Source organism: Streptomyces sp. NPDC033966 (assembly GCF_055575955.1).
Genome location: NZ_JBVIRQ010000015.1, coordinates 82,903 through 97,880 on the forward strand (window position 1 = coordinate 82,903; position 14,978 = coordinate 97,880).

The 14,978-nt window shown below is 69.2% G+C and carries 13 protein-coding genes; 4 read left to right on the plus strand and 9 right to left on the minus strand.

The window, feature by feature from the left end:
• The first annotated feature begins 119 nt into the window (after positions 1-119).
• Complete coding sequence (locus ACZ518_RS32680; protein WP_469116648.1) at positions 120-1,217, plus strand: Lrp/AsnC family transcriptional regulator; 1,098 nt, start codon at positions 120-122, stop codon at positions 1,215-1,217.
• 133 nt (positions 1,218-1,350) lie between these two features.
• On the opposite strand, the gene ACZ518_RS32685 is transcribed toward ACZ518_RS32680, so the two are convergent.
• The 7 genes from ACZ518_RS32685 to ACZ518_RS32715 all read right to left on the minus strand — a co-directional run bounded on the left by ACZ518_RS32685 (position 1,351) and on the right by ACZ518_RS32715 (position 7,409).
• Positions 1,351-2,742 (minus strand): nucleobase:cation symporter-2 family protein, encoded by a 1,392-nt coding sequence (locus ACZ518_RS32685; protein WP_469116649.1) that lies wholly within the window; start codon positions 2,740-2,742, stop codon positions 1,351-1,353.
• A 431-nt stretch (positions 2,743-3,173) separates the two neighbouring features.
• Positions 3,174-4,577 carry an 8-oxoguanine deaminase gene (locus ACZ518_RS32690; RefSeq protein WP_469116650.1) on the minus strand — a complete coding sequence of 468 codons (1,404 nt, stop codon included), beginning with the start codon at positions 4,575-4,577 and terminating at the stop codon, positions 3,174-3,176.
• A gap of 187 nt (positions 4,578-4,764) precedes the next feature.
• A complete protein-coding gene (pucL, locus tag ACZ518_RS32695) occupies positions 4,765-5,688 on the minus strand; it encodes a factor-independent urate hydroxylase (RefSeq protein WP_385770578.1) in 924 nt (307 codons plus the stop codon).
• A gap of 1 nt (position 5,689) precedes the next feature.
• On the minus strand, positions 5,690-6,094 hold the full coding sequence (gene uraH / locus ACZ518_RS32700; RefSeq protein WP_469116651.1) for a hydroxyisourate hydrolase: 405 nt from the start codon (positions 6,092-6,094) through the stop codon (positions 5,690-5,692).
• Between the two features lie 2 nt (positions 6,095-6,096).
• Positions 6,097-6,612: a 2-oxo-4-hydroxy-4-carboxy-5-ureidoimidazoline decarboxylase gene (uraD, locus tag ACZ518_RS32705; RefSeq protein ID WP_469116652.1), complete on the minus strand. Its 516-nt coding sequence runs from the start codon at positions 6,610-6,612 to the stop codon at positions 6,097-6,099.
• 147 nt (positions 6,613-6,759) lie between these two features.
• Complete coding sequence (locus ACZ518_RS32710; RefSeq protein WP_469116653.1) at positions 6,760-7,161, minus strand: helix-turn-helix domain-containing protein; 402 nt, start codon at positions 7,159-7,161, stop codon at positions 6,760-6,762.
• Positions 7,158-7,409 (minus strand): thiamine-binding protein, encoded by a 252-nt coding sequence (locus ACZ518_RS32715; protein ID WP_469116654.1) that lies wholly within the window; start codon positions 7,407-7,409, stop codon positions 7,158-7,160. The genes ACZ518_RS32710 and ACZ518_RS32715 overlap by 4 nt, the downstream gene beginning before the upstream one ends.
• A 178-nt stretch (positions 7,410-7,587) precedes the next feature.
• Between ACZ518_RS32715 and ACZ518_RS32720 the strand changes: the two genes are divergently transcribed.
• The 3 genes from ACZ518_RS32720 (at position 7,588) to ACZ518_RS32730 (ending at position 11,084) form a co-directional block, all read left to right on the plus strand.
• On the plus strand, positions 7,588-8,421 hold the full coding sequence (locus ACZ518_RS32720) for a TIM barrel protein (protein WP_469116655.1): 834 nt from the start codon (positions 7,588-7,590) through the stop codon (positions 8,419-8,421).
• Positions 8,422-8,496: 75 nt separating this feature from the next.
• Entirely contained in the window at positions 8,497-9,387 is an 891-nt protein-coding gene (locus ACZ518_RS32725; RefSeq protein ID WP_469116656.1) for a 2-hydroxy-3-oxopropionate reductase, read from the plus strand.
• 239 nt (positions 9,388-9,626) lie between these two features.
• Positions 9,627-11,084 carry a catalase gene (locus ACZ518_RS32730; RefSeq protein WP_469116720.1) on the plus strand — a complete coding sequence of 486 codons (1,458 nt, stop codon included), beginning with the start codon at positions 9,627-9,629 and terminating at the stop codon, positions 11,082-11,084.
• A 944-nt stretch (positions 11,085-12,028) separates the two neighbouring features.
• Here the strand turns inward: ACZ518_RS32730 and ACZ518_RS32735 are convergent.
• Positions 12,029-12,283 carry a hypothetical protein gene (locus ACZ518_RS32735; RefSeq protein WP_469116657.1) on the minus strand — a complete coding sequence of 85 codons (255 nt, stop codon included), beginning with the start codon at positions 12,281-12,283 and terminating at the stop codon, positions 12,029-12,031.
• 763 nt (positions 12,284-13,046) lie between these two features.
• Positions 13,047-14,825 carry a glyoxylate carboligase gene (gcl, locus tag ACZ518_RS32740; protein ID WP_469116721.1) on the minus strand — a complete coding sequence of 593 codons (1,779 nt, stop codon included), beginning with the start codon at positions 14,823-14,825 and terminating at the stop codon, positions 13,047-13,049.
• Positions 14,826-14,978 lie beyond the last annotated feature (153 nt).

Genomic DNA, 14,978 nt, shown 5'->3' on the forward strand with positions numbered 1-14,978 from the left:
TCCCGATCTCCTCAAGGCCCACTCGACCGCCCGGTGGCGTGGCCGGGCCCACGAGGAGAGATGATCAGCCGAAAGCAGGGTTGACCGGCCGATGGCCGGGAGAACCACCAGGGGAAGGTATGAACTCGGCCATTTCCGCCATCGACGACACCGACCGGGCGCTCGTCCACGCACTCCAGCTCGCCCCGCGCGCCAGCTGGGAGCGTCTGGCTCAGGTCCTCGGCGCGCGTCCCGAGACCCTCGCCCGCCGCTGGGAGCGCCTGGCCTCCGCCGGCGACGCCTGGGTCTGCGGCATCGGGCTGCGCACGGGCACTCAGGCGCCCTGCATGGCGTGGGTCGAGGTGATGTGCGCGGCGGGCGCCTCTCCTGCGGTGGGCGCGGCCCTGACCGGCGACGCCCACACCATGGGCGTGGAGCACAGCACCGGCGACCGCGACCTGCTGGTCTTCGTCGCCGTGCCGAACCTGCACATGCTGTACCAGTACCTCTCCTTCCGGGTGCAGCGGATACCGGGGGTGGTCGGCACCCGGTCCTCGGTGGTCACGGCCGTGCACGCCTCCCCCGACCGCTGGCGCCTCGACCAGCTGACGCCCGCCCAGGCCGACATGCTGACCGGGCGCGGCCGCCGCAAGGGAGCGGCGGCCGCCCCGGCGCCGGTCGCCCCGATGCCGGAGGAGGACCGGCCGCTCGTGCTGGCACTGGCCGCGGACGCGCGGCGCAGCGTGGCCTCGCTGGCCCGGGAGTCCGGGATGAGCGAGTCGACCGTACGGCGCCGGCTGGGCCGCCTGGAGGCGGGGCAGAGCCTGCGCTACAGCTGTGCGATGGCCTCGGGCCTGACGGGCTGGCCGGTGGCCGCGACGGTGTGGGCGGAGGTGGCCGAGCACGAGGTGGCCGACTGCGCGGCGGTGGCCTCGGGGCTGCGCGAGACCCGGACCTGCATGTCCGTCAGCGGGCGCTGGAACTTCATGATCGGCGCCCGGCTGCGCACGGTGGAGGAGCTGTCCCGGTACACGGCCGACCTGACGCGGAGGATGCCCGGGCTGCGCGTGACCGACACGGCGGTGGCCCTGCACGTGCGCAAGTCGGAGGCGCAGGAGCTGGACCGGACGGGCCGGCGGGTACGGACGGTCCGGCCGGACATCTGGACGGACACGACACCGGTGGCCTGGGACGAGGCGCTGCCGTACGGGACGGGCCGCCCGCACGGGCCGGCGTAGGGGGTGTCCGGCGGTGCGGGGGGGCGGGGGCACCCCGACGCGCGCGGCGGCGCGCACGCCACACCCGCAGTGGGTGACGTACGCGCCGCCGCGCGCGGCGCCCGGTCCCGGCCCGGCGGGACGGGGCGCGGGCTCAGTGGACGAAGGCCGGCTCCGCCGCGGCCTCCGCGGCCGGGTCGCGCTTCGCGCCGAGGTGGTTGAAGGCCAGGTTGAGCAGGATCGCCACCACGCACCCGGTGCTGATGCCGGAGTCGAGGACGACCAGCAGGTCCTTCGGGAAGGCGTGGTAGAACCCGGGGGCGGCGATCGGGATCAGGCCGATGCCCACCGAGGCGGCGACGATCAGGGCGTTCTCGCCCTTCTCCATGGCCGCGCCCGCCAGGGTCTGGATGCCGCTGGCCGCGACCGAGCCGAAGAGGACCACGCCGGCGCCGCCGAGGACGGGCAGCGGGACGACCCCGATGACGGAGGCGGCCATCGGACACAGGCCGAGCAGGATCAGGATGCCTCCGCCCGCGGCGACCACGAAGCGGCTGCGCACCTTGGTCATCGCGACGAGCCCGATGTTCTGGGCGAAGGCGCTGCACATGAAGCCGTTGAACAGCGGGCTGAGCGCGCTGCCGAGGGTGTCGGCGCGCAGGCCGCCCTCGATGGTCTTCGCGTCCGCGGGCCTCCCGACGATCTTGCCGAGGGCCAGGATGTCGGCGGTGGACTCGGTCATGCAGACCAGCATCACGATGCACATCGAGATGATCGCGGCGACCTGGAACTGCGGGGCGCCGAAGTGGAAGGGGGTCGGGAAGCCGATGATCGAGGCGTTCTTGACGGCGTCGAAGCTGGTCATGCCCAGCGGGAGGGCGATCAGCGTGCCGGCGACCAGGCCCAGCAGGATGGATATCTGCTGGAGGAAGCCGCGCAGGAACTTCCGCATCACCAGGACGATCGCCAGGGTGAGGGCCGCCATGCCGATGTTCTTCATCGAGCCGTAGTCGGCGGCGGCGCGGTTGCCGCCCTGCGACCAGTTGAAGGCCACCGGGAGCAGCGACACGCCGATCAGGGTGATGACGGTGCCGGTGACGACGGGCGGGAAGAAGCGGACGAGCTTGCCGAAGTAGGGGGCGGCTATGAAGCCGACCAGTCCGGCGACGATGATCGCGCCGAAGATGACGGGGATGGCGTTGTCCCCCTCGCCCTTGCCGATGGCGATCATCGGGGTCACCCCGGCGAAGGAGACGCCGTTGACGAAGGGGAGCTTGGCGCCGATCTTCCAGAACCCGAGGGTCTGGAGGAGGGTGGCGAGCCCTGCGGTGAAGAGCGAGGCGCCCATCAGGAAGGCGGTCTCCGTGGCGGAGAGGCCGACCGCCGGACCGACGATCATGGGCGGGGCTACGACACCCGCGTACATGGCGGCCACGTGCTGGAGGCCGCTCGTGAACATTTTCAGCGGAGGCAAGGTCTCGTCGACCGGGTGCTTCTCCTCCGGTACTGCGACTGCATCTTTGCGAAACCTGGGCGTTGCGGCCACGGCTTCCTCCGGTCGGTTAAACACGTCGGCAGGGACGTGGGTGTCATGGAGGTGGTGCGAAAGCGTGCTGGTCGAGCCTGTGTGGAGTTGTGGGTACTGCTACTTCTCGTCCCAAGGGGTGCGGAATCGATTCGCCCAAAATCGGCTCCACGTGGTGGCTCCACCCCCGTACGGGGCTGGTGGTGCCGTGGCAGTGGCACGGGGTGTGCGTCGCTGCGGTGCGGGTGTGACGAGTCACCGCCGCGGGGCGGTCGTCGCGGGATCACCTCTCCGGTGGGAGCGGTGACCGCTCCCGGGGGCGCCCTCGGATCTCTCCTCGGGCGCGTCCCGGGAACGGCTGCCGCGGACCCCGCTCGGGTCCGCGGCCGCCGGCCGGGGGCCGTCCCCCCCGGCCGGACTCCTGGGGTTCCCCCCAGCGGTCGCTGGGGAGATCAGCCCTGCGCGGTGATCCGCGCCAGGCGCTGGGCCTCCTCGCGGGTGGACACCGCGATGGCGTCCTCGTCCGCGAAGAGCAGTCGGCTGTTCTCGACGATCTGCTTGCCGTTGACGAACGAGGCGGTGACCGGGGCGGCCGCACCGAAGACGAGCGCGGTGACCGGGTCGGCGATCGAGGAGTGCAGGAAGGTGTTCAGGTTCCACAGGACCAGGTCGGCGTTCTTGCCGACCTCCAGCGAACCGATGTTGTCGGCGCGGCCGAGGACCTGGGCACCGCCGTAGGTGCCGAGGCGCAGCGACTGGCGGGCGTTGAGCGCGGCCTCGCGGTGCACCGGGTTCAGACGGTTGATCAGCAGCGCGTTGCGCAGCTCGGTGTGCAGCTCACCGGACTCGTTGGAGGCGGTGCCGTCCACGCCGAGGCCGACCGGGACGCCGGCGGCCAGCATGTCCGGGACGCGGGCGATGCCGGCGGCCAGACGGGCGTTGGAGGACGGGCAGTGCGCGACACCGGTCTTGGTGCGGGCGAACGCGGCGATGTCGGAGTCGTTCATGTGGACGCTGTGCGCCATCCACACGTCCTCGCCGAGCCAGCCGGTCGACTCGAAGTAGTCGGTCGGGCCCATGCCGAAGAGCTCGTGGCAGAACTTCTCCTCCTCGACCGTCTCCGAGCCGTGCGTGTGCATGCGCACGCCCAGGCGGCGGGCCAGCTCGGCACCCTGCTTCAGCAGCTCGGTGGAGACCGAGAAGGGGGAGCACGGGGCGACCGCGACCTGCGTCATCGCGTCGGCGGAGGCGTCGTGGAACTTCTTGACGGTCGCCTCGGTGTCGGCCAGGGCGCCCTCGAGGGTCTCGACGGCGTGGTCCGGCGGCAGGCCGCCGTCCTTCTCGCTGCGGTCCATGGAGCCGCGGGCGAGGGTGAAGCGGACGCCCATCTCGGACGCGGCGCGGATGATCGCGCCGGAGAGGTCGCCGGAGTTCTTGGGGTAGACGTAGTGGTGGTCCATCGCGGTGGTGACACCGCCGCGGGCCATCGCGGCCAGCGAACCCTGCGCCGCCGTGTACGCCATCTGCTCGTCGATGCGCGCCCAGGTCGGGTACAGCGCGACGAGCCAGTTGAAGAGGTTGTGGTCGGTGGCCAGGCCACGCGTGATCCACTGGTAGAAGTGGTGGTGCGTGTTGACCAGACCGGGAGTCACGAGGTGCCCGGTGCCGTCGATGCGGCGGACTACGTTGTCGAGGTTCTCGGGGGCTTTGCCCGCGCCGATGGACTCGATCTTGTTGCCGGCGATGACGATGTGACCCGAGGCGTACTCGGTGTCGTTCGCGTCGACGGTCGCGATCGCACAGTTCTCGATGACGATGCGCTCTACGGCGCTGTCATGGGCTGCCGATGCTGCCATGGGACTTCCTCGTGCTTTCAGTGGCGGTGCGGGCACGGCAAAACCCAGGGGATTTGAGTGCCGGAGCCGGGGGCCTGACAGCTGACAGTACTGCCGCCCCGTGTGCTGGTCCGGGTGCCGATTCAGGAAGTTGTGGGGGTGTCGCGCCCCGGGGCCACTGCGGAGCCCCGGGACGCGCGCGCCGTGCTCAGAGGTTGGTCATGTCCACGGGGATACGGGCGTCAGCGCCGTCGCGGAGGACCGTCGCCTCGATCAGACCGTACGGGCGGTCCGCGGCGAAGTAGACCTCGTTGTCGTTCTTGAGGCCGAAGGGCTCCAGGTCGACGAGGAAGTGGTGCTTGTTCGGGAGCGAGAAGCGGACCTCGTCGATCTCCGAACGGTGGTTGATGATGCGCGAACCCATCTGGTACAGGGTCTGCTGCAGCGACAGGGAGTAGGTCTCCGCGAAGGCCTGGAGCATGTGCTTCCTGGTCTCGGCGTAGGACTTCTCCCAGTTGGGCATCCGCTGCTCGTCGTCGGTCCAGTTGAAGCGCCAGCGGCCCGACACCTGGGTGGCCAGGATGCGGTCGTACGCCTCCTGCAGGGTCGTGTACTTGTCCTTCACGTAACCCCAGAACTCGGAGTTCGTGGAGTTCATGACGATCAGGTCCTTGAGGCCGGAGACGACCTCCCAGTTCTGGCCGTCGTACGTGATCTGGGTGACGCGGGTCTCCATGCCCTTGCGGACGAAGGAGTGGTTCACCTCGTCGGCGCCGATGAACTTGGAATTGGCGTCCGAGGTCGCGATGCGGTCCCAGGCGTACTCTTCGATCCGGATGCGCGCGCGCTGGATCGGCTCCTGGCTGTTGACGAACCAACGGGCCAGGTGGATGCCGAACTGCTCGGCGGACTCGATGCCGTACTCCTTGGCGAACGCGTACACCGTGTTCTTGGTGGTGTCCGTCGGGAGGACGTTGGCGTTCGAGCCGGAGTAGTGGACGTCGTCCATGTCGCCGGAGAGGGCGACCGAGACGTTCAGGTCCTTGATGTGGTGGGTGTCGCCGTCCCGCGTGATCTTGACGACGCGGTTCTCTGCCTTGCCGTACTGGTTCTGGCCCAGAATCGTGGCCATGCTAGCTCCCTCGGTAAACGGAGTAGCCGAACGGGTTGAGCAGCAGCGGTACGTGGTAGTGCTCGCCCGGGTTCACCGCGAAGGTGATGGTTACCTCGGGGAAGAACGCACCGCTGTCCCTTACGCGGGGGGCGTCCTGCTGCGCCTCGGCTTGCTTCTTTGCACTGTGCTGATTCAAGAAGTACGTCTCGGTCTCGAAGTCGAGACGCACGTGTGTGGTGCCCTCCGGCAGGGCCGGCAGGTCCTTGCAGCGCCCGTCGGCGTCGGTGGCGCTGCCGCCCAGGGCCGCCCACTCGCCGTCGAGGCCCGCGCGGGCCGACAGGGAGATGGCGACGCCCTCGGCGGGGCGGCCGATGCTGGTGTCCAGGATGTGGGTGGACACCGACGCGGTGGTCTCGGTGCTCATGGTCACTCTCCTTCTGCGAGTTCGGCGAGGCGGGTCAGGCGGATCCGGTTGATCTTCACCAGCTCGCCGCGGGCGATCTCTCGCTCCTGCTCGGCGGAGTTGGCGATCCGGACCTTGACCGCGTCCCGCATGAACTCACCGGTCGCACCGGTGGCGCAGATGAGGAAGACGTGGCCGAACTTCTCCTGGTACGCCAGGTTCAGCTCCAGGAGCTCGTTCTTGAGCTCCTCCGAGGCACCGGCCATGCCACGCTGCTCGCGGGCGGAGGTCGGGTCTCCCGGCTTCGGCCGGCCGATCGGCGCGTGGCCTCCCATCGCCTCGCCCAGGTCCTCCGCGGTGAGCTCCGCCATGGCGGACTCGTTGGCGGCGAACAGGGCGTCGACGGTGGCGAAGGGGCGCTGGGCGAGCATCTTGCTCCCCCACGCCGAACTGGCGCACACCTCGTGCAGCTCGGCCGTGGCCGCGCTGTCGTCCAAGGCGTTGAACCGGGTGAGACCCGGGGTCGGACTCGAAGTCACGGTAGGCCTCCGTGGCCTGTTGTTGCTTTGACGGGCTGCGCATAGCTAACGCCCTCGGCAACACCGCGTCAACACTTTGTTGAAACTTCCCGTACACAAAAGCCGCCGCCCGGGTGAATTGGGCGGCGGCTCGTCACCATCGGTGAATCAGCCCTCACTCTTGGCTGTCTTATTCGGCTTTTGAGAGGCGGCGTCCCGGTTCAAGTAGTTGTAGACCGTGAAACGGCTTACGCCCAGGGCGCCGGCGACCGTTTCCACGCCGTGCCGCACCGAGAAGGCGCCCCGCGCCTCCAGTATGCGCACCACGTCCTGCTTGGCCTTGCGGTCCAGCTGCGCCAACGGTACGCCGTGCCGGCGCTCCAGCGCCGCAAGGATGTGGTCCAGCGAGTCGGAGAGCTGGGGCAGGCGCACGGCCAGCACCTCCTGCCCCTCCCAGGCGAGCACGACGTCGTCGGGCTGCGCGAGGGCGGGGTCCATCATCTCCCCGCCCATCGCGTCCACCAGCGGTTTGACCGCGGCGACGAAGGGGTGGTCGCGGGGCTCGGTCATGCGCCCTCCTCCCCGATCACATTGACCTGGAGCGAGACGCGCGTCGCGCCGGCCTCCAGGGAGTCGCGCAGCAGCGCGGCCACGGCGGTCAGCACCCGGTCGGAGTCGCCCTCGGCGGTGTTTCCGAACGGGCCGACGTCGACCGCGTCCAGCTCGGCCTTCTGGATGACCTCGCGGGCGGCCACGGCATGGGCGGGAGCCTCTTCGAGGTCGAAGGGCTCGGTCGTGAACTCAACTCTCAATCGCACGTCGTCAAGCTACCCAATGGCAGGGGCGGCGCGACAGCGCCTCCATGAGGGGCGGCGGTCGGGTGACGGGCGGGACTGAGATTCCGGGAGTCCGCACTTGACAAGTGCGACGCTCGGCTTGCAGTCTTCCATCAAGCAGAAAATAACTTCCGCAATACGGAAGGAGCGCACACCCCTCATGGGATACACGGACCAGCGCTTCGATGTGAACCTGTCGATCCTCTTCACGGAACTCCCGCTCCTGGAGCGCCCCGCGGCCGCCGCCGCGGCGGGCTTCACCGCGGTCGAGCTGTGGTGGCCCTGGATCGAGACGCCCACCCCCGCTCAGGAGGAGCTGGACGCTCTCAAGAAGGCTCTTGAGGACGCCGGCACCCAGCTGGTGGGCCTGAACTTCTACGCCGGCCAGCTGCCGGGCCCGGACCGCGGTGCGGTATCGGTCCCCGGCGAGGAGTCGGACCGCTTCAACGCCAACATCAACGTGGCGGCGGACTTCGCCGCCTCGGTCGGCTGCAAGGCGCTCAACGCTCTGTACGGCAACCGCGTCGAAGGCGTGGACCCGGCCGTCCAGGACGAGCTGGCCCTGAAGAACCTGGTCGTCGCGGCCCAGGCCGCGGACCGCGTGGGTGCGATCCTCCTGATCGAGACCCTCAACAAGCCCGAGTCGCCGCTCTACCCCCTGGTGAGCGCCCCGGCCGGCATCGAGGTAGTGGACAAGGTGAACGAGGCCACCGGCCTCGGGAACGCCAAGTTCCTGCTCGACCTGTACCACCTGGCGATGAACGATGAGGACCTCTCCGAGGTCATCGAAAAGTACGCCGCCAAGACCGGCCACGTCCAGATCGCGGACAAGCCGGGACGCGGTGCCCCCGGCACCGGCGAGCTGCCCCTGGAGGCGCTCCTGGACCAGCTGAAGAAGGCCGGATACGAGGGCTACGTAGGCCTCGAGTACAAGGCGGCCGACGCCGCCGCGTCCTTCGAGTGGCTGCCGGCCGAGGCCCGCGCCGCCAAGTAGGCGGACAAAGTCCAGGCGATCAGCCAGGCACCTCACGCACTTTTCGTACGAAGCATTAAGAGAAGGACCCTCATCATGAGCAACCTCCCCAAGATCGCCTGGATCGGTCTCGGAATCATGGGCTCCCCCATGGCCGAGAACCTCCTGAAGGCCGGCTACTCGGTCACCGGCTTCACCCTGGAGCAGGACAAGCTGGACCGCCTGGCCGCCGCCGGCGGTGCCGCGGCCGGCTCGATCGCCGAGGCCGTCGCCGACGCCGACGTCATCATCACGATGGTGCCCGCCTCCCCGCAGGTCGAGGCCATCTCCTACGGCGAGAACGGCATCCTGGAGAACGCCAAGTCGGGCGCGCTGATCATCGACATGTCGTCGATCACCCCGCAGACCTCCATCGACCTGGCGAAGAACGCCGCCGAGAAGGGCATCCGCGTCATCGACGCCCCGGTGTCCGGCGGCGAGGCCGGCGCCATCGAGGCCGTCCTGTCGATCATGGTGGGTGGCGAGCAGGCCGACTTCGACGAGGCCCTGCCGATCCTCCAGGCCCTCGGCAAGGTCATCGTCCTGTGCGGTCCGCACGGCTCGGGCCAGACGGTGAAGGCCGCCAACCAGCTCATCGTGGCGGTGAACATCCAGGCGTGCGCCGAGGCCGTCGTCTTCCTCGAGAAGTCCGGCGTGAACCTCCAGGCCGCCCTGGACGTCCTCAACGGCGGTCTGGCCGGCTCCACGGTCCTGACCCGCAAGAAGGACAACTTCCTGAACCGCGACTTCAAGCCCGGTTTCCGGATCGACCTGCACCACAAGGACATGGGCATCGTCACCGACGCCGCCCGCAACGTCGGTGCGGCCCTGCCGGTCGGCGCGGTCGTCGCCCAGCTGGTCGCCTCGCTGCGCGCCCAGGGTGACGGCGGCCTGGACCACTCCGCGCTGCTCCGCGCGGTCGAGCGCCTCTCCGGCGCCCAGGTCTGATCCCCACGGCGGCCCGCTGCCCCGGGCCGCCCTCCCCCCGCCCTGACGGGGGCCTGAGTTTCCGGATGGTGCCGGTGCTGACACCTGTCCTGTCGCGCCCAAGCGCCGGCACCGTCCGGATCACCTCTCCTCTCTCTTTCTTTTAAACAAACTGTTGACGTCGCGTTCACGCCGAAATTAGGCTGTTCCGCATGACGGAAGATGCATTCCGTCAGCAGTTACCCGTACGGAAGGTCACCATGTCGAAGCGCACGCTGACGACCGAGTCCGGCGCCCCGGTCGCCGACAATCAGAACTCCGCCACCGCCGGCGTCGGTGGCCCGCTCCTGATCCAGGACCAGCAGCTCCTGGAGAAGCTCGCCCGCTTCAACCGCGAGCGCATCCCGGAGCGCGTGGTGCACGCCCGCGGCTCGGCCGCGTACGGCTACTTCGAGGTGACCGACGACGTCACCGCGTACACCAGCGCTGCGTTCCTGAACACGGTCGGCAAGAAGACCGAGACCTTCCTGCGCTTCTCCACCGTCGCCGACTCCCTCGGTGGGGCGGACGCCGTCCGCGACCCGCGCGGCTTCGCTCTGAAGTTCTACACCGAAGAGGGCAACTACGACCTCGTCGGCAACAACACCCCGGTGTTCTTCATCAAGGACCCGATCAAGTTCCCCGACTTCATCCACTCCCAGAAGCGCGACCCCTTCACGGGCAAGCAGGAGCCGGACAACGTCTGGGACTTCTGGGCGCACGCCCCCGAGGCCACGCACCAGATCACCTGGCTGATGGGTGACCGCGGCATCCCCGCGTCCTACCGCCACATGAACGGCTACGGCTCCCACACCTACCAGTGGACCAACGCCCAGGGCGAGGCCTTCTTCGTCAAGTACCACTTCAAGACGAACCAGGGCATCCGCTGCCTCTCGGGCGAGCAGGCCGCCGAGCTCGTCGGCCAGGACGCCAACTCGCACCAGACCGACCTGCTCCAGGCGATCGAGCGCGGCGTGAACCCGAGCTGGACCCTCTACGTCCAGATCATGCCGGCCGCCGAGGCCGCGGACTACCGCTTCAACCCGTTCGACCTCACCAAGGTGTGGCCGCACAGCGACTACCCGCTGCAGCGCGTGGGCCGCCTGGTCCTCGACCGCAACCCGGACAACGTCTTCGCCGAGGTCGAGCAGTCCGCCTTCTCCCCGAACAACTTCGTCCCGGGCATCACCGCCTCGCCGGACAAGATGCTCCAGGGCCGCCTGTTCGCGTACGCCGACGCCCAGCGCTACCGCCTCGGCGTGAACCACACCCAGCTGCCGGTCAACGCCCCCAAGGCGACGAAGGCCGACAACTACGGCCGCGACGGCGTCATGGCGCTGCGCAACGGTTCGCGCGCCGACAAGAACTACGAGCCCAACTCGTACCAGGGCCCCGCCGAGACCGGCATAGCCCTCGGTGCCCCGAAGGCCGTCTCCGGCTACACGGGCACCCACGAGGCCCCGGCCCACACCAAGGACGACGACTTCTTCCAGGCCGGTGAGCTCTACCGCCTGATGTCGGAGGCCGAGAAGCAGCGTCTGGTGGCGAACATCGCCGGCGGCCTGTCTCAGGTCACCCTCGAGGACGTCATCGAGAAGAACCTGGCTCACTTCCACGCCGCCGACGCCGACTACGGCAAGCGCGTCGAGGAGGCCGTCCGCGCCCTGCGCGACGCCTGAGCCGAAAAGCTGCACCGGGGGCCTGACGGGAGGTCAGGTCCCGGGTGCCGAGCCCGCACCGCGGACCCGGATGAGGGGTGGTACGCGGTGGGGGCAGGACGAGGACCGTGGCGGGCGAGCGAGCCAGTGCGGTGGTAATGGGTTCCGAGGCCCGTCTCTTGACCTGAGGGAGACGACGCCGGAGTTCTCGTCGCCCGACCGCCACGGTCCCAGCCACTCCTCTATATAGAGGGGCCACGCACAGGGCCCCCTCTATATAGAGGAGAACCTTCCGACTCCGCCCGGCGGTGCGAACGTCCTGTCGCGCCAGCCTCGCTCCGTCGGGCGGTCACAACCAGAGAGCCGAGTCACGGACGGTCCCGTGACTCGGCTCTTTGTCGTGGGTGGTACGCGGCTTGCGGCGCGGGCCCACTATCTCCCCCTCGAGGGGTGGGGGCGGGTCGGTGTTTGCCCACCCGCCTCCCCGTCTGCGGGCCGGAGGGGGGCGGTGTCCCCCCGGGCGGTCTCACGGCCGGTTTGGGGGTTTCCCGTCAGTCCCATCGTCCTTCCGTGTCGGGCCGGCCTGTCAAGGGCGCTCCTTCGTCGCGTCACTTCGTGATCGCCTTCGGCGACCCTTGACAGCCCGTCCCGCCCCGGAAAGCCGAAAGACTGCCGGGAAGCCCCCAAAAGAACGGCACGGTCGATGGTCGAAGCACGGCCGTGTCAGGGACGAGGCGAGGGGCCGGGCGTCGGCCGGCCGGGCATCCGGGCCCTCAAGAGCCGAGATTCCGGGCCAGGGCGCGACTAAGCGCACGAGAGGCTGATGAGAGCGACCTCCGGCGCCCCCGGGCGCGTCAGATCGCTACGCGCTCCTCATTTCTCGGCGTCCGGCGACCGCCTGTGGCTGATACCCGCACGAGAGGACGAACAGAGCAGCGCGGGAAGCGGTCGGGCGCGTCAGATCGCTACGCGCTTCTCCCGGCTCGGCGGCCGGCGGCCGTCTGGGGCTGGTCGTAGGCGGGTGCGACGTTGGCGACGGCGGTGGTGAACTCACGGCCCGACGCGCCCCGGATGTAGGCCAGCTCCATCCAGCGCTCGATGCCGGTGTCGGAGACGTTCTCGTTGATCACCGCCATCAGGACGCCTTCGACGCCGGACGCGATGTCACGCACGCGTCGGCGGAGGAGCTGGTGCGGCACGTACTCGTAGCACTCACTCATCGGACGCCGCCTCGAAGGAGGCGAGGAAGCGTGCCCAGCCGGCCTGTGCGCGGTGCGAAGCCACGACGGACGGCAACTACTCACAGACCAACCCCAGACAGCCGTCGGCCGCCGAGCCGGGAGAAGCGCGTAGCGATCTGACGCGCCCATCGGCTCCCTGGGCTGCTCTGATCAACCTTTGGTGCGGGTATCCGCCACGGGCGGTCGTCGGACGCTGAGATATGAGGAGCGCGTAGCGATCTGACGCGCCTGGGGGGCTTGCCAGGGGGGTCTGGTCATCCTCTCGTGCGGGTAGTCGCGCCCCTGGCCCGGAATCTCAGCCCTTGAGGGCCCGGATGCCCGGCCGGCCGACGCCCGGCCCCGTCGCCTCATCGCTGAGAGACCCGTCCCTCTCCCTTGGACCGTGCCGTTCTTTTGGGGGCTTCCCGTCAGTCTTTCGGCTTTCCGGGGCGGGTCGGTCGGTCAAGGGTCGCCGAAGGCGATCACGAAGTGACGCGACCGAAGGGAGCGCCCTTGAGGGACCGGCCCGACACGGAAGGACGATGGGACTGACGGGAAACCCCCAAAGCTGCTCTGAGACCGCCCAAGGGGATCCCGCCCCGCGCCCCCCGCCCCGCGCCCAGAGGCGGAGGCGGGTGGGCAACCACCGACCCGCCCCCACCCCTCGAGGGGGAGATAGCGCGCCCGCACCGCCACCCAACGCACAGCGGCCCCCGCCCCTCCCGGAGGAGGAGCGGGGGCCGCTGCGTACGTGCGGGGTCGATCAGACCTGGAGGGCCTTGATCGCGGTCGGGGCGTGGCCGGGCTCGGTCGCGAGCTCTTCGAACTCGGTGACGTCGCTCATGTCGACCGTCTTGCTCATGGCGATGTTGGTGACGCGCTCCAGGATGGCCTCGACGACGACCGGGACCTGGTGCTCCTGGGCCCACTTCTTGGCCTGCTCGAAGGCCTCGCCCAGCTTGTCCGGGTCGGTGACGCGGATGGCCTTGACGCCCAGGCCCTCGGCGACCTTGACGTGGTCGACGCCGTAGACGCCGATCTCCGGGGTGTTGATGTTCTCGAACTCGAGGTTGACCTCGAAGTTGATGCCGAGGCCGCCCTGCGCCTGGCGGATCAGACCCAGGTAGGCGTTGTTCACGAGGACGTGGACGTAGGGGACCTTGTGCTGGGCGGCGACCGCCAGCTCCTCGATCATGAACTGGAAGTCGTAGTCGCCGGAGAGGGCGACGACCGGGGTCTCGGGCTGCGCGGTGGCGGCACCGATGGCGGCCGGGATGGTCCAGCCGAGCGGGCCGGCCTGGCCGCAGTTGACCCAGTGGCGCGGCTTGTAGACGTGCAGGAACTGCGCGGCCGCGATCTGGGAGAGGCCGATGGTGGTGACGTAGCGGGTCTCGGGGCCGAAGACCCGGTTCATCTCCTCGTAGACGCGCTGCGGCTTCATGGGGATGTTGTCGAAGTGCGTACGGCGCTGCAGGGTGGCCTTGCGCTCCTGCGCGGAGGCGGCCCAGGCGGAGAAGTCGGGGAGCTTGCCCTCGGCCTTCCACTCCTTGGCGACCTCGATGAAGAGCTCCAGGGCGACCTTGGCGTCGGAGGCGATGCCGAAGTCGGGGGCGAAGATCTTGCCCAGCTGGGTGGGCTCGATGTCGACGTGGACGAACTTGCGGCCCTTGGTGTAGGCGTCCAGGTTGTAGCCGGTGTGGCGGTTGGCCCAGCGGTTGCCGATGCCGATGACCGTGTCCGACTCCAGGAAGGTCGCGTTGCCGTAGCGGTGGGCGGTCTGCACACCGACCATGCCGGCGGCCAGCTCGTGGTCGTCCGGGATGGTGCCCCAGCCCATCAGGGTGGAGATGACCGGGATGCCCGTGAGCTCGGCGAACTCGACCAGCAGGTCGGAGGCGTCGGCGTTGATGATGCCGCCGCCGGCGACGATCAGCGGACGCTCGGCCTCCAGCAGGAAGCCGAGGGCCTTCTCGGCCTGGGCGCGGCTGGCCTGCGGCTTGTAGACCGGCAGCGGGGTGTAGGTCTCGGGGTCGAACTCGATCTCGGTCAGCTGGACGTCGATCGGCAGGTCGATCAGGACCGGGCCCGGACGGCCGGAGCGCATCAGGTGGAAGGCCTGCTGGAAGACGCCGGGGACCTGCGCGGCCTCCAGGACCGTGGTGGCGGCCTTGGTGACGGGCTTGGCGATCGAGGCGATGTCGACGGCCTGGAAGTCCTCCTTGTGGAGCTTCGAGACCGGAGCCTGACCGGTGATGCACAGGATCGGGATCGAGTCCGCGATGGCGGAGTACAGGCCGGTGATCATGTCGGTGCCGGCCGGGCCCGAGGTACCGATGCAGACGCCGATGTTGCCCGCCTTGGCACGGGTGTAGCCCTCGGCCATGTGCGAGGCGCCCTCGACGTGGCGGGCCAGCGTGTGCGCGATGCCGCCCACGTTCTTGAGCTCGCGGTAGAACGGGTTGATCGCAGCACCGGGCACGCCGAACGCTTGTTCGACACCCTCGAGCTTGAGGATCTCAACTGCGGCAGCGGCGGCTGTCATACGAGGCATCAGGTTCTCCTGCGGGTCTGGCGTCAGACTTTTCCGTCATCCGGAATTTTTGTTCTGCTATACGGAACAAGCTAAAGCGCGACTTCGCGCACGTCAAGGCGGTGGGGCACCCCGGAACCCACCAAAAGCCGCATTGCGTTCGGC